We start from the raw sequence: 17,846 nt of genomic DNA, 5'->3' as shown, positions 1-17,846 counted from the left end.
CCGGCCAGTGCTTCCCGGCCCAGGATGGACGGCCCGAACAGCCCTGACCGTCCGAGTCCCGCGGCGCGAACCGACCGCGTACGGTCGGCGCGCCCGGGGCCGGGCCCAGAGGGGGCGAGAGGGAAACGATCCGACAGGATGGAGCGGATGACACTCTCCGACGCCGTGTATCTGGCCGCGGGGATCGGCGCGCTCGGAGCGGCCGTCGTCCCCAGGCTCGTCTTCCGCCGTCCCCTGTCCTTGCCGATGGTGTTCCTGGCCGCCGGGGCGCTGGTGGCCCTGCTTCCGCTGTCGGTGCCGGTGGTGGATCCACGGGAACACGGGATCTGGGTCGAGCACGCGACCGAACTGTGCGTCATCGTCTCCCTGATGGGTGCCGGGCTTGCGCTCAACCGGCGGGTGGGGCTGCGTTCCTGGGCGGCGCCCTGGCGGCTCGTGGGACTGGGTCTGCCGTTGACCATCGTGGTGATGGCAGCCGTCACGGCGCTCGTCATGGACTGGCCGCTGGCGCCGGCCGTGCTGCTGGCCGCCGTGCTCTCGCCGACCGATCCGGTCCTGGCGGCGGAGGTACGCGTGGGTGAGCCCACCGATGCCCAGGACGACGAGGACGAGGTCAGGTTCGCGCTGACGGGCGAGGCGGGGCTGAACGACGGTCTCGCGTTCCCCTTCGTACTGGCGGCGCTCGCCCTGGCGGCGACGGCCGACCAAGGCGTGGAGGCGGGCGGCGTGGGGCTCTGGTTCCTCGACGCCGTGGTGGCCAGAACGGCGATCGGGATCGCGGTGGGGATCGTGACGGGGTGGCTGCTCGGGCTGATGTTCTTCCGGGCACGCCAGCCCTCGCTGAGGCTGTCCGAGCACATGGAGGGATTCGTGGCCCTGGGAGCCACTTTCGTGGCGTACGGGACGGCCGAACTGCTCCACGGCTACGGCTTCCTCGCCGTGTTCGTCACCGCCTGCACCATCCGGGCCGCCGAACGCAGTCACGGCTACCACAAGGTGCTCCACGAGTTCACCGAGCAGATCGAGCGGCTGCTCACCGTCTTCCTCCTCTTTCTCCTGGGCGGCTTCCTCGTCACCTACGGGCTGCCGGAACTGACCTGGCGAGGGGCTCTCGTCGGGGTGGCCCTCCTCCTCGTCGTCCGGCCGGTGGCCGGGTGGGTGAGCCTCCTCCGAGGCGGCACCGGTCCACGCGAGCGCGTGGTCACGGCCGTCTTCGGCATCCGAGGGGTCGGCTCGCTGTACTACCTCGCCTACGCTCTGGGGCACAGTGAACAGTTCGACGGTCACGCCCCGCAGTTGTGGTCGATCGTCGCGTTCACCGTGCTGCTGTCCGTCTTCCTGCACGGCGCCGCCGCCACCCCGGTCATCCGCCGTCTCGACGCCCTGCGAGACTCCTCTGCCACTCCGCCCTGAACACCCCGTAGGACGGCCAAGGACAGCGAGGCTATCGACACCGGATGGCGACAGTCGCCGTGACGGCGATGCGACGCTCCACTTCGGCGCGTGGGGGCGCTGACGGCGGTGGTGACGGGCGCAGCGCTCGAGTGGTCCGATGGCTGACGGGGCACGGGGACAGGCTGACCTGCCGATTCACCGGTGATGTTCCTCGGCTGTGAACGGCCGGCACGGCCGTCCGATTCGACTACGCTGGCGGAGCTCGCACACGTGAACGAAGGACGCGCATGGCTCGCCCCTACAACCCCGGACCGAAACAGTTCGTCTTCACCGTCGGTGACGGCAACGACCAACAGGTCTCCGTGGGCGACCCTCAGGAAGCCTACGTCGCGTTCTCGGCGTTCTTCCGCGATCGAGCTTCTGACACCTACACCATCAATGATGGGCTGTCAGGGCAGAGTCTGGTCATCATGCCCGGGCGAGGTGTGATCTCCCGGATCCAACATGCGGACCAAACTCGGTCCGAATACCTCCGGGTCGACAGGTCCAACCGCTACCTCCCGAGCGCGATGCTGTTCTTCGAGAACGGATACACCGGCCTCGACCACTTCGGCCAGTGGTTCCCCGACCTCGCCGATCTCGACGGGTCACCCGAGACCCGCGATGCCGCGCGCGCCGCCACGATCACGTCAGAAGCAGCTGCGATCCGGGAAGTCGCTCGGATCTGGGCTGATTCGGGCTATGTGGACCCCAGCGACCGGTACTACGTCTTCTTCGACTCGCACGATGCCGACGACGACCGAGCCGACCGAGCAGTGCTTCTCAAGCTGATCGAGTTCCTCGGAATCGAACGGGTCGACACCCCGGCCGGAGGCGCCGGGGGCGAAGTCTGGGTGCGCACCGACCCGCGCCTCGACATCGAATTCTCACGGTGGTCGTGACCACACGCTGCGGGGGCCGCTTGCGACATCGCCGTGCCGGCCGGTGCCGATTCACGGAAGACTGGCGTCATGAGAGACGTCGTCTTCGCGCGCACGAGCGGCTGGATCCCGAGCGTGATCCGCGAGGATGGCGAGCTGAAGCTGATGCTCGGTGCAGGGGCTGACGCCAACCACGAGCCTCGCCTGTTCACCGTCTCCATCAGCGAGGCCCATTTGGCGGTGATCCGGGAGGACCTCGCCAGGCACCTGCTGCTGTGGAGTGCGGTCCTTCCGCTGTGCGACGCCGCCGGAACCCGGGGCCGGCTCGACGAGGACGCAGCCGTCGCACTCCTGGACCCGATCCTCCTTGCCGCGCCTGCGGACGTCGACGCGCTCTTCCAGCGCGTCCGGTGGGACAGGGGCCGGCTCATCGCCCACGGGGCCGACATCGGTCTACTTGAGCGCGGTCAGGTGTGTGCGGCACTGGGCGGGGCGACCGAGACGTCAGACGGGAAGCGAGCTCAGGAGTACCACGCGGGCCGCCGTCGCGCCGAGCGCGGAGTAGTGCTCGGTCGACTCGACGCCGCGATTCTGAGGTACACGGGCCGGTATGTGCACGGCGCGACGGTTCCGAGGCGCATACCCGACGCCGTCGACCCCGCGCTGCTGCCCCAGGTCATGCGGGTGGTCGCCACCGCGGAGCAGGCGTGCGCCGGGATGCAGATCGGCCGCGATCCGCGACGGGGAAGCCGCGCCACGGACAGGCGTGACTGGCACCGGATGGAGGCGACGGTCGAAGCAGCCATACGCAGTGCACACCCTGAGCTCGTCGATGACGCGGTGCGCGCCGTGAGCTTCCTGATGTGCTCGGAGGCCGCGGACCGCTCCAGGAACGCACCCGTCGATGACGACGAGGAGGCTGCCGACCACCGCTCCGACGTCGGAGAGAGCGCGGGGAAGACGGCCTTGTCGTTCACCGACGACAAGGGCGTCGAGAAGAAGTGGCGTCAGGACGGACCCCGTACCGCGGCCGCGGAGTTCTGGGAGTTCGTCGGTGACCGCTCCGCCGCGGACAACGCGGTGTTCACCATCGAGGACGAGGAGCTGGGCGAGGGGATCCAGCTCCACTTCTACGCGGACTCCGCCGCCCGGATCACGACGCTGCGTGAGGGGAGGGGAGCGGCGGATCCGCAGTACCGGGTCGAGTACAGACTGGTCGACGGGATCGGCGGATATCGAAACCTGGTGAAGGCCTTTGTCCGCGGCGGCTGTGTCGCACTCGAACAGCACGGTCCCTGGATGTCGGATGTAGCCGAGCTTGAGCGAGCACGTCGGCGGCGCGACACCCGGTAGCCCAGCAGAGCCCGCCCACTGTGCGTCGTCCCTGCCTGATCCGAGGTGATGGACGCGCCCTGCCTTCACGGCCGGCGCCGCGTCGCGAGTGGATGCTCGGAGAGGTTGTCGGCGTGGGCAGTTCCTCGCCGACGGACGCGAGCGCGGCCCCGGGAGCGTACTTGGCCCTGGTGGACCAGGGAGTAGCCGATCAAGTGCGGGTCACGGCACCGCACCGCCGATGTCCTGGGTCACGTCGCGCCAGAACGAGTCGGCCTCCAGCTCTCCTGTCCGCACCCAGCAGCCAGGCGGATCCGCACCGCGGTCCGATGCCGGCCGCCGAGCGCACCCGGTGAGGCGCGCGAACGCCCGCCAGTGGCAGGCGAAGAACGAGGCCAGGTTCAGGAGATCGTCCTAGCGGCGTCCTCACGCCGCCACCCGAGGCGGGGGTGGCCATCCGGGCCCGGCACTCAGCGCAGCGGAAACTGGGCCGCGTGTCCGAAGGCGATGGCCGGGACCATGTGGTGCGCGTCGAGGGTGCCGAATTCCGGGATGGTCTTCTGGTGGCCGGGGGCCTTCACGTCGCCCAGCAGCGCCGGGTTGGAGAAGTGCACCCACGTCACGCGCCCGTCCTCCGTGCTGCCCTCCTCCACGTACACGCCCTTCACGGGCGCGGACGGCTTTCGGACCACACGGTCCCGTGGGACGAGGCCGTTCTCCGGGCCGGAGTACGTGTCCTGGGAGTGGTACGCGCGTAGGCTGCGCCGGTCCGCGCCGGGCCCGGCGAGCCAGCCGCGGAAGGCGGTGACCATGTGCTGCCGGCCCTGGCTGTCCACGCCGTCGATGTCCCACAACTCCCGCCAGTTGCTCGTCAGGTGCGCGGCGGGTGCGTGGAACAGCTCCGGCGGGTAGCGCTTCTCGTCCAGCCGGTCGGCGGTGCACAGTTTCACCACAGCGTTGATCCCGGCGCTGAAGCCGGAGACGGTGGCCGTGAACCGCCCGGGCAGCCGCCCGGAGCCCCGCGGCCCGTCCCAGGGGAACAGGTGCGTACGGCCGTTCAGCAGGCGGAGTTTCACCTGCGGCGCGCTGTGGGCGGCCACGAGCTGGCGCGCGTACAGGAAGCGCAGCACCTCCTTGATCAGGCGGGCCAGGCCGGGCTGGGTGTCCAGCGGGCCCCAGTCGGTGCTGGGCTGGCTGGGCATGATGACCACCGGGTTCCGGCCGGCCGCCAGCATCTGGTAGACGATCTTGTAGCCGACCAGGAGGTAGTTGACGAGGATGCCGACGTACGGCTGTTCCGCGGTCTTCGGGGACTGGGGCGCGGTGACGGCGTACGGGTAGGCGCCCAGGAAGGGGTACGAATCCGGCGGGTAGCCGCGGTCGGGGAAGGTCGGCGGGGAATAGAAGACGACCACCTCCGGGGCCGGGCCGAGGGGCGCGTACGGTACCCAGGCGCCGGTGAGGAACCGCGGCAGCCGCGCGCCCCCGCCCCCACCGCCTCCTGTCCCGCCGCCCCCGCTGCCCGGGGCCGTCTGGGGCTGAGCCCCGTACTCCAGGAGCACGAACCGGCCGCGGTCGGCCAGGTCGACGGGGATCACGGAGTGCTTGAAGCGCTGCCACTCCATGGCGGTGAGGTCGCCGAAGACCGGTTCGTCGAGGCGGTGGATCGTCTCCCGGTTGTGCCGGGCCCCACGGTAGATCCAGTCGGGCTCGCCCACGTCGTCGACCATCGCGGCCCCCGGATTGTCCGGCAGAGGCCGGTTCGGGTCCACGGCCACGGTCGGTGCCAGACGGACCGTGCCGATCACCGTGTTCACGTGGAGTTCGGGGCCCAGCAGGAAGGCCTGCCCCGCAGGGTTGGACGACTGCCAGCCCGAGCCGGCGCCCCCGCTCCCGAACACGAACCGCTCGGCCGCGAACCCGTCCATCACGACCGTGACCTCGATCTCGTCCCTCGCGAGCGTGACGTCCACCGCCTGGCCCGGCCGCACGGTGAGGCTCGTCGGCAGCGGCCCCGGGGCCGTGAAGACGAGGGTCACACGCGCGCCGTGCAGCGGGGTGCCGTTGACGTCGCCGACGTTGACCGTGACGCGCACGTCAGAGCTGCTGGCCGGTCTTGGGGTCGTAGCGCACGGCCACGGCCGCCACCTGGTCGGTCGGCAGCACCTCCACCCACTGGTCGAAGACCTGGTACGGCTCGGCGGGCCGGAACCCGCCCTCCAGGGGGTCGAAACCGCTCTCGAACACCTTCTCCGAGGCCGCCGTCTTACGGTGGTCGGAGTTCGACTCCTTGAGCTCCTGCGCGACCATGGCCAGCACCTCGCCCACCTTTTTCCCGCCGAACGAGCCCGGGTCCCCGTCCTGGAGGGTGTACGCGACATCCAGCCCGGCCTCGCCCTCGACCCCCTTCAGCCAGGCCAGCGCGGCGGCCTCCTGCCCCGGCCGGACGGGCATGACGGCCTTCACCCAGGCCGCGTTGAGGAACTCGTTGCGCCGCGGGTCGGCGTCGATCTGGATCAGCCAGCCCAGGGAGCTGCCGAGCGGCGCCGGATCGGTCTGCTCGGTGATGAGGTAGTCCACCCGGTACTCGGACACCGGCGGGTTGTGCCCGCCCGCCGCCTTGTACTCGTCGGCGCGGGAGTACCAGCCCGCCACCGTCTGCCCGGCCAGCGGCAGGGCCACGCTGCCCGGAGCCGGTGCCGGCTCCTCCGCCGGCGGTACGGGATACCTGCCAACGCTGTCCCGGGTGACGGGCGGGGGTGCCAGCGGCCCCGGCCGCCAGAAGTCGGGGGCCACGAAGTACAGCATCTCGTCCACGTCGAAGAACCGCTGGATCTGCTCCGCCTCCACGTACGGCAGGCTCGAGGGCGTCCCGGCCGACGGCGGTGCCGGATAGTGCCCGCTGTTCTGCAGCTTCCGGATCAGATTGCGGAACACCCACCGGCGCTCCTCGCTGCGCAGGTCCTCCGAGGGCCGGGAGCGCATCTGGCTGACCAGCCGCAGCCGCTCGCGCACCGCCTTGCCGTACGCCTCGTGCTGGAGCCGCTCCACCTGCCTGCGGTAGGCGGCCTCCGCGTCGTCGTTGGCCTGCTTGCGCTTGGCGACCGCCGAGGCCGTGGGCTTGTACGTGAGCATCGCGTCGAAGGGCAGGGAGGGCTTGCCCTGCCAGTTCGCGTACGTCAGCCGCAGTTTGAGCTTGTTCGGGGTGGTGGTCGTGTCCGGGTTGGGCACCAGGTCGGCGGAGTCGAAGGGGGCGAACTCCACCCGGGCTCCGTGCCGTTCGATCGAGGCGATGCCCGTGAGCTCGTAGTCCGCCGGCGGCGGGGGCAGCGGCTTGGTGAAGCAGAACTGCACCGTGTCGTCGACGCCGGCGGTCGTGGTGTTGATGCCGCGGCAGGCGTTGGTGGGGTTCGGGGTGTACGTCAGCTCGCCCTCGTCGTCCGGTCCGTCGTTGTGGAGGAAGGGGATGTCGAAGTGGAAGGGGATCAGCCTGTCCTCCAGGTCGGGCAACTTCTCCGGCCTGGGTACGGCGGTCAGGTCGGGCGCCTCGACCACGTGGACCATGTCCCCGAGCCCCAGGTCGAAGCCCGGATCACCGAGGTACACCTGCCAGCACAGCCGCGTGCCCACGTGCTGGAGCTGCACGCCGACCTTGCGCATCTTGCGCCGCATCTCGTAGTTGACGAGCTCGGTGGTGTTGTTCTGCAGGAAGTACCGCCGGCTCGACGTGTCGGTCGACTCTGTCACCGTCTTGAAGGTGGTCTTGAAGTTCCGTTTGATCTCGCTGCTCGCCTTGGCGGTCTGCGTGCGTGTCTGCTTGTGCGTGGCCTCCGAGCCGCGTTTGGCGGTGTTCTGCGTGCTGAAGCTCAGGCTGGCGTCGGCATGGTAGATCTTCGCGTTCACCCCGCCCGTGGCGCTGACGCCCAGCTTCGTGTCGCTCGCGTTCTCCTCCTTGACCGCATCCGCGACGTCGTCCTGCTCGGTCAGGCTCTCCTCCGTCTTGCGGGTGACCTCCTCCGAGACCTCGGCCGACTTCTCGACGAGCGTGCGGCGCGTGCTCGTCTCGACCACCTCCACCGAGCCGCCGGGGCTGACCCAGATGTGCCCCGCCGGTACGCCGAGGAAGGTGTCGAACTCGAAGAAGTACTCCCTGAAGAGGTTGACCAGTCCGACCGGCGAGAGCCCGCCCGCCGCCTGCGCCGCGAACCGCCCGGCGAGCGCGGCCAGGGCCTCGTGGCCCAGGCTCCGCGCGACGTCCCCGCGGAAGCTGTCCGGGACGAGGCGCGCGTACGCCGACTCCGGGTTCGCGGCTGCGGCCGACAGGGAAGACTGGGCGCCGAGCCAGCCCACCAGCGGCTGGTACACCCCGAGGAGCTCACTGGCGTACGGAAGGGTGCCCGCGAAGTCGTACACGGGCTGACCGGTGTACGCGGGCGCCCCCGGGGCCGGCATGACCATGGTCTGCGCCGGGCCCGCCGTGCCGCCGGAGACCGTGGCGAACGGCGCGGCGGTCCAGCCCGCACCGGACGCCGACTTGAAGAGCTGCATCTCACCGGTGGAGGTCCGGGCCGGGGCCACGAAGGAGATCGTGAGGTTGCCGGGCGAGGTCGCCGTACGCCCCACGAAGTGGAGGCCCGACACCGGGTCGTCCCACAGGAAGGATCCGCTCAGCTCGGTGACGTCCGCGTACAGGCTCGGGTCCACCACCTGGACGCCGGCCGGCAGCGCCAGGGCCATGCGCAGGCCGTTGGGAATCTCCGCCCCCGTGCCTTCGACCTTGTACCGCCAGATCCGGTACGAGCTGCCCGCGCCCGACTGCGGGATCGGATCCGTCCCGACGAAACTGACCACCAGCGCCATGGTGAAGATCCCCTCGGAGTGGCTTTCGCTCTGCCGGGGTCCTTCCCGTGCCGTGTGCACATGCCGATGGCGAGCGGCGGGAATCACCTGAGCGGCGGGCGCGCGCGGACCGGACGAGCCCCCAGCGCCCGCCCAGCCCAACCGTGCACGCCTGCTGTGCGCCCCCGCCCGCAGGCGCCCGGGCGCAGCCCGGGACCGCGGTCGCCTCGACCTCCCGACTTGGCAGCACCGCGCAGCGGATGGTGTCGGGGTGGGAGCTGAGCCCGGTCAAGCGACCGACCCGCGCACGCCGCGCCCGGTGAGGTCCTGTGTGGACTACCGCGACGGCCTGCTGAAGAACGTGACCGGTCGTTCCCGCCGTACTCCGTCGTCGACGACGTCGACAGACTCGTCGTAGAAAGCCACCCGGTTCTTGATGATCCCTACGGAGGGCAGGGGGTCGGGGTAGCTCCAGGCGATGTCGGGCCGCACGTCGGCGTCGCCGGCCCAGGACCAGTACTCGCTGGCCACGCCCTTGTACGGACAGCGGGTACGCCCGTCGGTGCGAGTGAAGAGGTCGAGCCGGACGTCCTCCCGCGGGAGGTAGAAGCGCACCGGCAGGCCCGTCTCGAACAGCAGAACCGGCGTGTGGGTGTCCGCGACGACCGTGCCCTCGATCTCGATCTGGACGTGTCGACTGCTGGGCAGGACGTCGACCCGCTTGTGCGGGTCGCGGGGGTGCACGAAGATCTCTTCGTCCTCCTCGTACCAGTGGTCGAGAACCTCGCGCCCGAACCATTCGAAGCTGATGTGGCCGGCCAGCTCCTCTCCGGGGTACGTCCAGGCCGCCGCCCCGACGGTCCGGTCGGGGAGCACGAGGTCGTAGAAGACCGTCGCTCCCGCGTGACGCCGCCGGGCGGCGGGCCGCTCCGTCCGCCGCAGAAGGTCCGTCCGGATGTCCCCGGCCGGGAACGCGTAGAGAGGTACGGGGCGACCGGGCTCCCACACGAGAACCGGTGCACGGCTGTCCACGATCGTGAGCTCCCCTGCCGTCGCACGCACCCAGCGCTCACTCGGTTCCCAGAAGACGCTGTCGGACTCGTCCCGGCGGCGCACGACGGGCACGGCTTCCGGGCCGGACTTCGGTGCGGCCATCGGTCTCTCCTCTCGCTCCGGTTCCCGCCTGCGGTTGCCCGGACCCCGTGTCCTGGTACCGGTGGCAGCCGGTGTGGTCCACGCTGCTCCCGATCCCGGCCCGAGGCAAACGGTCCGGGATCAGGAGCAGCTCTCTGCCCCGCAGCTCCGGCCGGCCCTCGCATTGATCGACGCCGGGGTCCCACAGTCGACCGTCGGAACCGTCCGCCGAGGCGCGCGCAACGCCCAGCCTCTGCCTGAAGCCGTATCGGCCGCAGGCGCTGGGGGCGCTGGCCCGTACAGCGCGCCCCATGCCCGGGAAGAGTGCCCCATGCCCGGGAAGAGTGCCCACCGTCCGGACACGCAGTGGTCAGGGGATCGCAGCGGGTGGCACCGGCGCCCCTTCCGCCCCGAGCACGGCCATGCCTGAAACGCTGCGTCCATGGCCTTCGTGTCGTTGAGGCGCGGGCCCCGGCGGCGCAAGCCGGGAAAGCTCATCGCCCGCAGGAGCGTCGAGTCCTCGCAGCGACTGGGCCACCATGGCCTGGCTCGCCGGCTGCTCACGCCACCACCGACGCTGTGCACGCAAAGCCGACCAGTTCCTCGCCTTCACCGGCGTCGCCTGCGGTTGAGGCCGTATCGCACCTGTATCAAGAGCTCATTGAACTACGTTTCCTCCCAGCTTGGCTGGAGCGGACCGCGCTTGTCGCGGATTCCACACACCCAGCCACCGAGTGAGATGACGTCTTACTCCACCGCTTCGGCGAGCTGGTCGGCGACGGTGCAGGCGGCGTCCAGCTGGATGGGGAGGGCGAGATCTGCTTGTCGAGCGGGTCCTCGACCCGTGGCGGCTGATGGGCCCACTCCCCGCGGAAGACGTCGCGGGCGGCCGGCCTCGCCCTCCGCCGCACCCACAGGACGCGCTCTACGTCGCGCTGAATCTGGCCAGTGCCCAGATGGCGACGAGGTCGAGGACCATGACGGTGATCGACCAGCCCGGGTAGTACGGGATGAACATGAACTGGGTGACCAGGCTCACCGCACCCACTGCCACACCAGCGCCTTTGGCCCAGCTCTGGCCGAGCAGCACCCCCAGACCCGCGGCAATCAGCGCGACCCCGATGACCACGTGCAGCCAGCCCCAGGCTGTCACGTCGAAACGGTAGGCGTACCCGGGTGCCCTGAAGATGGAACCCTGTCCGATGCTGGCGGCGCCCATGAGAATGCTGAGCGTCCCGCTCAACGGCAGTGTCACCCCCGCGAAAAGGTGCGGGCCGGTCACCCACTGGTTGTCGCGGGGCTGCGTCGTGCCCTTCCGCGGCCCACCAGACATCTCCGCCATTGTCTCCACCTTTTCTGAACAGCGCGGAAACCGCCGCGCACCGTGGGGTGGGGACTGCCGCCTCTGACAGGCACAGTCTCGACTCGCATCGATCGCACCGCGACCGCCCGAGGCCATCCGAGCGAAGCCCCTGCCCCGGATCGTTCCGTGGCGAGGCCGCTTGGTGCGGAGCCGGTCAGTAGGCAGCGGGTTCGCGGCTGAGGGGGCAGGTCGTGCAATGACCGCCGCACTTACCCTCCCTGCGGTGCCCGCAGCACTGGACGACCTCGGCTGAGTCCCTGGTCGATCGTGGCCGTCGCCCGATCGGCGAACTTGCCGACCCCGCGGCCATTACGCAAGTTCGTACAACCGAGTTCACCAGTGCTGCGCCAGGCCGCGGGGCCGTCCTGGACACGCGGGTGTATGGGCGGCTGTCGCGCCTCTGTACTGGCAGCCCCCTGCTCTTCCCCGGCGGCCCACTCCGCAGGGGACCCGTGTGGGGGCCGATCGCCCGCTTCGCAGGGCTTCGGCGGGCCCCCGTCGCCACGGGCATACGGGGGTACTAGCGACGGCCCCTGCGACGTCGACGGATGAGGGCCACGGTGAGCAGCCCGGCGGCGGTGACGATCAGCGCGGTACGGTTCTTCCGTGCCACCCGCTTGGCCTCACCGGCCCGCTGCCTGAGGGGTTCGGGAGTCGTGTCGTGCACCAGCTGACCGGCGAGGGCCGCCTTGTCGCGCACCTGCGCGGCTGTCGCGCCCGCCGTGTCCCGTAGGGGCTGCGCGGCCTGCGCGACGGTGTCCCGGGCTTGGGCCGCGACACGGCCCGCCTGTTCCCTCACGTCGGCGGCCTTCTCCTGCGTCCTGGCCTTGACGTCGGTCTTCGCGGCCAATGCCTCGACAGTCCTGCCAAGCTGCTCGCGGGTCTGCTCCACCAGCTCGCGCGGTTCCGCGGGAGCGTGGGCGTCGTGGCCCTGGGGCTTGTCCTCGGACTGCGTCATCGCTTCGCCGCCTCCTTGATCTCCTCCACGTCGGCCTTGACGTTCTCCAGCGCCTCCTGCGGGACCGGAGTCCCCGCCTTGCCGATCTCGTTCTTGCCGACCGCGGCCAGCACGGCGGTGATCCCGGCGAGCAGCGCGGTCACGACCAGCGCCGCCAACCACACCTCCCACACCAACGCCAGTGCGGCGATCGCGGTGGCCGCCAAGGCCTGCAAGGTCAGGACCCCGAACAGGCCGGCGCCACCGAAGAGGCCGCCGCCGCGCCCGTACCGCTTGCCCTTCTGTGTCATCTCGGCCTGCGCGAGGCGCATCTCGTCCCGCACGAGCTGGGAGAGCTGTTGGGAAGCCTGCTGAACCAGTTCGCCCACGGATTCATCGGGGCGAGAGTGCCGTCCGCCACTACGGGTGCTGTCGCTCGGATCGACGATGGCCATGCTCGTTCACCTGCCCGTTCCCTCACGGAGTGGTCATCTGCTGTCCGCGTCGGTGCGCGCCTACCCGCACACGGCCGACCCACCCGGCGGGCCTGTCGCTTTCTCAGCTGCCGAGGCCATGGAAAGGGCCTGCCGGAACTGAAAAGGCCGCCCTCGTCCCCTCGCGGGTCCGACCGTGCGACGCCGGCGCGCACGCTCAGGCCTCACCCTTGAGGCGCTGTTTGTCCTCCTCGTCCCACGCCCGGGTGTCGCGCGGCTCGACGTACGGTTCTTCCTGCTCGGGGTGGCCGCCGGCGATCGCTCGCTGGCGGGAGGTCTCCGCGTCGAACTCCAGGCCGAGGAGGATGGCCAGGTTGGTGATCCACAACCACACGAGGAAGACGATGATCCCCGCGAAAGTGCCGTATGTCTTGTTGTACGAACCGAAGTTCGCCACGTACAGCGCGAATCCGGCAGAGGCGATCATCCAGATCAGAAGGGCCAGGAAGCTGCCCGGGGTCACCCAGCGAAAACCGCGGACACGCGCGTTCGGCGTCGCCCAGTACAGGATTGCGATCATGGTCAGCACGAGCAGGACCAGCACGGGCCACTTGGCGATGGACCACACCGTCATCGCGGTGTCCCCGATGCCCAACGCCGTGCCGACCTGTTTCGCGAGAGGTCCGGTGAACACGACGATCAGCGAGCTGATCAGCGCCATGACCATCAGGACGACGGTGACACCGACGCGGACCGGCAGCACTTTCCACACCGGCCGGCCCTCGGGGATGTCGTACACGGCGTTGGCGGTACGGATGAACGCCGCGATGTAGCTGGAGGCCGACCACAGCGCCAGCAGCAGACCGACGATCGCCATCACCGAACCCGTACCCGCGTTGCCCTGCAGCTGCTGCACCGCGCTCGTGATCACGTCACGGGCGGAGCCGGGGGCGAATCCGGTGAGGTTGTCCAGCACCTTGTCCGTCGTCGACTTGCCGGTGATGCCGAGCAACGAGACCAGCACCAGCAGTGCGGGGAAGAGCGCAAGGATCCCGTAGTACGTCAGGGCGGCCGCGCGGTCGGTGAGCTCGTCCTTCTTGAACTCCCTCACCGTCCGGCGAAGCACCGCGCCCCACGACTTCTTGCCCAGCCCGGTGGGAGCATCCGGCGCCCGCCGCTCGACATCGGGCTCCGGACCGTACTCCGTCTCCGCCTCTCCACCTCCCGTCGGAGCGCCGCGCGCCTCGTTCTCGACATCCGGATGGGCGGCATCGCTCCCGGAGGATCGATGGTTATGGGTCAGTTTCGGTATCCGTGTCATGTATGCGCCGCTGCCCGGGATACCCGTACGCGAACCTGAAAACGCCCGCGAGATGCCGCCCCAGCTCGAAAGGGCGTAGCACAGGTCCGGCCTGCATGCCGAGTGAACTGGGCGGCGGTCGATCGGGGTCTGCGATGATCGCGCCGCTCGCGTCCTGTGGGCGCTGCCCGTGACGACCGCCGAGATCGAGTTCCGCAGGCGTCACGGCCACGAGGCGTTGGAGCAGCTCTTTGACGAGGCGGGGATCAACCCCATCGATCCTTTCCGAGCGTCGGTCGTCTGAGCCTTCCGGCCGCCCATGATCGCCGCTCGTGGTCACCAGGGCGTAGCGGCTCCAGGTCCGCCAGATGGCGAAGGCCTGCAGAAGCCGACGGTGTTGCCCCATTTGTTCCGCCCACTGAGGACATTGGCGCTCCCACTACTCGGTGATACCGTATAGCGGTACTCGGTACCACGTAGTACCGACGGGGTTGAGGAGCATCCGCAATGGACGACCTGACGGAGATGCTGAAAGGCACGCTCGAAGGGTGCGTGCTCGAGATCATCGGCAGGGAGGAAACCTACGGGTACGCCATCACCCGCCAACTCAACGAGCTCGGCTTCGCCGACGTCGTCGAGGGGACGGTGTACACCATCCTGCTGCGGCTGGAGCGGAACGGGCTCGTCCAGGTGACGAAACGGCCATCCGAAGTCGGTCCGCCGCGCAAGTTCTACGCGCTCAACGACGCCGGACGCGAGGAGCTCGCGAAGTTCTGGGCGAAATGGCAGTACCTCTCATCACGCATCGACAGGCTCAAGGAGGGCGGGAGATGAACTTCTGGGAGAAGGTCACAGGCAGCGATCTCACCAGGGAGTGGCAGGAGTTCGAATCCCGGGCCGAGGCCCTGCCGGACGACCACCGGGCGGCGTGGGAACAGATCGTCGCCCACCTCTTCCCCTACGGGGACTTCACCGGCCGCAACCTGATGCCGATCCTCGGCTCCGCGCTGGGGCTGCTCGAACTGGCCGCGGCAGACAGGCAGAGCGTCCACGAGGTGCTCGGAGAGGACGTCCAAGGCTTCTGCACCGCGCTGGCCGGCGGAGCGGGCGCCCGGACGTATCGCGACCGCTGGCGCGAGCAGTTGAACAGAAACGGTGCGAGGAAATTGAGCCGGCTGGGAGGCTGACGTGAGCATCCAGGACATCATCGAAGGCAAGAAGCAGTGGCGGGCGCATGTGGCCCGGGTCAGGGCACTGCCGCCGGACTACCGGATCGTCTATGGGGAGATGCAGAGGTACCTGTTCAAGGTCGGACCGATCAGCCTGGCTGACGGGTCGCTGCTCCCCGGCATCGTCCGCTTCTTCGAGGAGGGTGTCGCCTCGGGCAAGGGAGTGCTGGAACTCATCGGCACCGACGTCGCCGCGTTCTGCGACGACCTGGTCAAGGACTCTCCTACCTACGCGGATGCCTACCAGGCATCCGCCACCACAGCACACGACAAATGACGCCCGACGTGCCATGTGCGGCGGCCGGGTTGCCACTTGGTGCGGGACTTGGCGGTTGAGCGTCCGAATCAACGGGGTTGAGCGATCGGGCCGGCGGCCGCAGGCCCGAACTGGCGGACAGTTTTGTGACACTGCGATGACCTGCGATGACGCGTGGCACAGTGCACGCATGTCCAACGACGTCGCCTGTCCCGGCTTCCGTACGTTCGAAGGGGTGCCGCTGGAGGACTGGCCCGCGCTGGTCGTCGGCGTCCAGGGGCCAGGTCCCCGAGATCTCGACGAGCCCGCTGACGACCACACCGTCCTCGTCCATGTCCGCAGCGTCGACGTCGACGGCCGTCAGATGAGGGAGCCGTACGCGCAGTGGCTCGCCGAGCAGGCCGGACTCAGGGTCATCGGGCCCGGCCAGCGGTGGTAGAGCAGGCCGGTCCCTCCGAACCAGGGGGCGCGTGGACCCCCGCCCATGCGGCGGTGACCGCGCTGGTTCCGCGAGGTCAGGCTCGGTGCGTGTTCAGGCATGGTCCGGCAGGAGCACCGGCCGTGCTCCGGAGGCGTCGGACCGGTCAGAGGATGCGGGTGAGTCGGGTGCTGAGAGAGGGTTCGGTCAGCTCGCGGCCGAGTTCGACGGGTACGCTCCTGGCGGCCGACCCCTCGCCCACGGTCAGCACGCCGATCTCGGCGCCCGCCGCAGCGGTGCGCGGGACCGCGTCGGAGGCCTTCGCCCTGTTCCCGCCGCTGAGGGTGAGTCGCAGTGACTGCCCGGGGACGGCGACGACTCCCAGCTCCGCGCCCGCCACGAGAGGCGTGCGGCCGCCCAGCCCGTCGTCGACGTACCCGACCGTGTCGCCCTTTCGTACCACCGTCGCCGAGGTCAGGGCGCTCCGGACGGACCCTATGACCTTCTTGCTGTTCGCCAGTACCAGGGCCAGGCTCCGGGTCGCGTTGGGATCAGGTCCATCCGCCCGCTGGTCCATGAGCGCGCCCAGGATCAGCGGGGTCTCGTCGCCGACGGTCTTGTAGCCCGCCCAGACCAGCGCGCCGCCCGCAGGGGTGCTCGAACCGGTCTTGATCCCGCGGATGCTCAACTCGGGCTCATTGAGAAGGGTGTTGTTGTTGATCAGCCGCTGGGACAGATTCTTGATCTCGGCATCCGGCAGGGCGACCACGGAGCGGAACACGTCGTTCTTCATCGCCGCTTCAGCGAGCTTGAGCTGGTCGACGGCGGTGCTCACCGTGCCCGCGTCCAGGCCGCTCGGATCGGTGTACCTGGTGTCGGTCATGCCGAGTTCGCGGGCGGCGGCGTTCATCCGCTGCACGAAGGCCGCCTCGGACCCGCTGCCGGTGGACCACCGTGCCAGCAGCCGGGCGGCGTTGTTGCCCGAGGGGATCATCAGCATCCGCAACATGTCGAGCTGGCTGTAGGAGCTTCCCTCGGTGAGTCCTTGGATCCGGGACTCGTTCTGGGACCGGCCCTCGGCGACGGCCTTGGCGTCGACGGTGATGGTGGGACCCGCTTCTCCCTTGCGCAGAGGATGATCCCTGAGCACCACGTACGCCGTCATGATCTTGGCTACGCTCGCGGTCGGCACCGGCTTCCGCGCGCCGAACGTGCTGATCGTTCCCGACCCGGGGAGGCGGACGGCCCCCTGGCCCTGCGTGGGCCACGGGATGGCGAGCTGCCCCTCGACGGTGTGTGTCCGCTCGGCCGCGACGAGACGGGGATCGGGCAGCGGACGGAGCAGTTGGGCGCCGGCCAAGGCGCCGGCGAGGAGCAGCAGGACGAGAGCCGGTGCCTTGATCCGCCGCGCCAGGGGGCGGCGCGGGGTCTCGACCGGGGGAGGGGAGCTCGTCTGCTCGGCGAGCGGGTCGGACGGGCTCTCAGCGGATGCGGCATCCTGCTCCACGCCGGCGGGCGAGGGTTCGGACGCGCCGGGAGCTGCGGTCGTCGCGGCCGTCGGGACGGCGAAGCTCGCCGTCGGCGTGTCCGGAGCCGCGTGCACGGTGAGGGCGCGAGTGGGCTGGTCGTACTCGCCGCGTCGCGCCCATGGCGGCGCGTCCTGCCCCGCCCTCTCAGTCGCCGGGGATGACGGCGTGTCCTGCCCCGCCCCCTCAGTCACTGGCGATGCCGGCGCGCCACGCCCCTTGGTGGCCCGGGCCACCGTGCCCAGCACGGCGGTTGCCTGGTCCACGGCCGGCCGCGGCTCCGCTGCGAAAGGGGCTTGGCCGGGTTCCGTACGGGCCGCGGGGGTGGCGGATTCCGGCCCGCCGTCGCCCTGGGGCACGGGCCGGACGGTACCGTTCCCCGCCGATGCCGCCGATGCCGCCGATGCCGCCGATGCCGCCGGGGCGGCCTCGGCCCGGTCCTCGGTCCAAGCCGTGTTGTTCGTGTCCGGCCGCCCCTGCGCGTGGGATCCGTCCTCGGCATCCGTCGCGTCCTCGGACGCGGAGATGTCCTCCGGGGAGGAGTCTGCCTCGGGACGGGTCCCATCCTCAGGGAGGGCCGCGGATCTCGTGGCCAGGGGAGCGGTCTTCGGGGTGCCCACATCCGTCAGAGGCGGGGCCGCGCCCCCGTCGGCGGAGTCGTCCGCCGGTGCAGCACCGCCGATGGGTGCTGGAGCGCTCACTCCGGCCGGCTTCCCTGCCTGCGGCTCGGTCACCACGGGCTCCAGCGGCCGCCCATCGCCAT

General features: G+C 70.0%; 16 protein-coding genes. 8 read left to right on the top strand and 8 right to left on the bottom strand.

What is annotated here, in order from left to right; translation table 11 throughout:
• The first annotated feature begins 147 nt into the window (after window positions 1-147).
• From ACF1G2_RS00345 to ACF1G2_RS00335, 3 genes are all read left to right on the top strand, one after another.
• Window positions 148-1,413, top strand: coding sequence for a cation:proton antiporter (locus ACF1G2_RS00345; protein WP_391796055.1), 1,266 nt, complete (start codon window positions 148-150; stop codon window positions 1,411-1,413).
• Between the two features lie 269 nt (window positions 1,414-1,682).
• Window positions 1,683-2,336: a hypothetical protein gene (locus tag ACF1G2_RS00340; protein ID WP_391796054.1), complete on the top strand. Its 654-nt coding sequence runs from the start codon at window positions 1,683-1,685 to the stop codon at window positions 2,334-2,336.
• Window positions 2,337-2,405: 69 nt separating this feature from the next.
• The gene (locus ACF1G2_RS00335; RefSeq protein WP_391796053.1) at window positions 2,406-3,668 is read left to right on the top strand and encodes a DUF6357 family protein; all 1,263 of its coding nucleotides are present in this window, start codon (window positions 2,406-2,408) and stop codon (window positions 3,666-3,668) included.
• A 449-nt stretch (window positions 3,669-4,117) separates the two neighbouring features.
• Here ACF1G2_RS00335 and ACF1G2_RS00330 read toward each other — a convergent pair whose 3' ends face one another.
• The 7 genes from ACF1G2_RS00330 to ACF1G2_RS00300 all read right to left on the bottom strand — a co-directional run bounded on the left by ACF1G2_RS00330 (window position 4,118) and on the right by ACF1G2_RS00300 (window position 13,675).
• Window positions 4,118-5,743, bottom strand: a complete 1,626-nt coding sequence (locus tag ACF1G2_RS00330; RefSeq protein WP_391796052.1) for a hypothetical protein — start codon at window positions 5,741-5,743, stop codon at window positions 4,118-4,120.
• 1 nt (window position 5,744) lies between these two features.
• Window positions 5,745-8,498: a hypothetical protein gene (locus tag ACF1G2_RS00325; protein ID WP_391796051.1), complete on the bottom strand. Its 2,754-nt coding sequence runs from the start codon at window positions 8,496-8,498 to the stop codon at window positions 5,745-5,747.
• Between the two features lie 324 nt (window positions 8,499-8,822).
• On the bottom strand, window positions 8,823-9,641 hold the full coding sequence (locus tag ACF1G2_RS00320; protein WP_391796050.1) for a DUF427 domain-containing protein: 819 nt from the start codon (window positions 9,639-9,641) through the stop codon (window positions 8,823-8,825).
• Between the two features lie 904 nt (window positions 9,642-10,545).
• On the bottom strand, window positions 10,546-10,962 hold the full coding sequence (locus ACF1G2_RS00315) for a hypothetical protein (protein ID WP_391796049.1): 417 nt from the start codon (window positions 10,960-10,962) through the stop codon (window positions 10,546-10,548).
• A gap of 541 nt (window positions 10,963-11,503) precedes the next feature.
• Window positions 11,504-11,941 (bottom strand): DUF3618 domain-containing protein, encoded by a 438-nt coding sequence (locus ACF1G2_RS00310; RefSeq protein ID WP_391796048.1) that lies wholly within the window; start codon window positions 11,939-11,941, stop codon window positions 11,504-11,506.
• Window positions 11,938-12,375: a phage holin family protein gene (locus ACF1G2_RS00305; protein WP_391796047.1), complete on the bottom strand. Its 438-nt coding sequence runs from the start codon at window positions 12,373-12,375 to the stop codon at window positions 11,938-11,940. The genes ACF1G2_RS00310 and ACF1G2_RS00305 overlap by 4 nt, the downstream gene beginning before the upstream one ends.
• Before the next feature lie 196 nt (window positions 12,376-12,571).
• Window positions 12,572-13,675, bottom strand: a complete 1,104-nt coding sequence (locus ACF1G2_RS00300) for a YihY/virulence factor BrkB family protein (RefSeq protein WP_391796046.1) — start codon at window positions 13,673-13,675, stop codon at window positions 12,572-12,574.
• A 121-nt stretch (window positions 13,676-13,796) separates the two neighbouring features.
• Here ACF1G2_RS00300 and ACF1G2_RS00295 point away from each other — a divergent pair, with 121 nt between their 5' ends.
• From ACF1G2_RS00295 to ACF1G2_RS00275, 5 genes are all read left to right on the top strand, one after another.
• Window positions 13,797-13,958, top strand: a complete 162-nt coding sequence (locus ACF1G2_RS00295) for a suppressor of fused domain protein (protein ID WP_391796999.1) — start codon at window positions 13,797-13,799, stop codon at window positions 13,956-13,958.
• A gap of 203 nt (window positions 13,959-14,161) precedes the next feature.
• Complete coding sequence (locus ACF1G2_RS00290; RefSeq protein ID WP_391796045.1) at window positions 14,162-14,488, top strand: PadR family transcriptional regulator; 327 nt, start codon at window positions 14,162-14,164, stop codon at window positions 14,486-14,488.
• Window positions 14,485-14,841: a DUF1048 domain-containing protein gene (locus ACF1G2_RS00285; protein WP_391796044.1), complete on the top strand. Its 357-nt coding sequence runs from the start codon at window positions 14,485-14,487 to the stop codon at window positions 14,839-14,841. The genes ACF1G2_RS00290 and ACF1G2_RS00285 overlap by 4 nt, the downstream gene beginning before the upstream one ends.
• A 1-nt stretch (window position 14,842) precedes the next feature.
• Window positions 14,843-15,160 (top strand): DUF1048 domain-containing protein, encoded by a 318-nt coding sequence (locus ACF1G2_RS00280; RefSeq protein ID WP_391796043.1) that lies wholly within the window; start codon window positions 14,843-14,845, stop codon window positions 15,158-15,160.
• Window positions 15,161-15,329: 169 nt separating this feature from the next.
• Window positions 15,330-15,578, top strand: coding sequence for a hypothetical protein (locus ACF1G2_RS00275; protein ID WP_391796042.1), 249 nt, complete (start codon window positions 15,330-15,332; stop codon window positions 15,576-15,578).
• Window positions 15,579-15,723: 145 nt separating this feature from the next.
• Here the strand turns inward: ACF1G2_RS00275 and ACF1G2_RS00270 are convergent, their stop codons facing one another.
• Window positions 15,724-17,160: a D-alanyl-D-alanine carboxypeptidase family protein gene (locus tag ACF1G2_RS00270; protein WP_391796041.1), complete on the bottom strand. Its 1,437-nt coding sequence runs from the start codon at window positions 17,158-17,160 to the stop codon at window positions 15,724-15,726.
• Window positions 17,161-17,846: the final 686 nt, after the last annotated feature.

The organism is Streptomyces sp. NPDC013457 (assembly GCF_043089925.1).
In the GTDB taxonomy this organism is placed as follows: Bacteria; Actinomycetota; Actinomycetes; order Streptomycetales; family Streptomycetaceae; genus Streptomyces.
This window is presented reverse-complemented; position numbering and strand designations above follow the sequence as displayed.

Bases quoted from the DNA above. Each gene is read 5' to 3' on its own strand.
- ACF1G2_RS00345 (WP_391796055.1), top strand. From the start codon at position 148: ATGACACTCTCCGACGCCGTGTATCTGGCCGCGGGGATCGGCGCGCTC.
- ACF1G2_RS00340 (WP_391796054.1), top strand. From the start codon at position 1,683: ATGGCTCGCCCCTACAACCCCGGACCGAAACAGTTCGTCTTCACCGTC.
- ACF1G2_RS00335 (WP_391796053.1), top strand. From the start codon at position 2,406: ATGAGAGACGTCGTCTTCGCGCGCACGAGCGGCTGGATCCCGAGCGTG.
- ACF1G2_RS00320 (WP_391796050.1), bottom strand. From the start codon at position 9,641: ATGGCCGCACCGAAGTCCGGCCCGGAAGCCGTGCCCGTCGTGCGCCGC.
- ACF1G2_RS00315 (WP_391796049.1), bottom strand. From the start codon at position 10,962: ATGGCGGAGATGTCTGGTGGGCCGCGGAAGGGCACGACGCAGCCCCGC.
- ACF1G2_RS00310 (WP_391796048.1), bottom strand. From the start codon at position 11,941: ATGACGCAGTCCGAGGACAAGCCCCAGGGCCACGACGCCCACGCTCCC.
- ACF1G2_RS00305 (WP_391796047.1), bottom strand. From the start codon at position 12,375: ATGGCCATCGTCGATCCGAGCGACAGCACCCGTAGTGGCGGACGGCAC.
- ACF1G2_RS00300 (WP_391796046.1), bottom strand. From the start codon at position 13,675: ATGACACGGATACCGAAACTGACCCATAACCATCGATCCTCCGGGAGC.
- ACF1G2_RS00290 (WP_391796045.1), top strand. From the start codon at position 14,162: ATGGACGACCTGACGGAGATGCTGAAAGGCACGCTCGAAGGGTGCGTG.
- ACF1G2_RS00285 (WP_391796044.1), top strand. From the start codon at position 14,485: ATGAACTTCTGGGAGAAGGTCACAGGCAGCGATCTCACCAGGGAGTGG.
- ACF1G2_RS00275 (WP_391796042.1), top strand. From the start codon at position 15,330: ATGTCCAACGACGTCGCCTGTCCCGGCTTCCGTACGTTCGAAGGGGTG.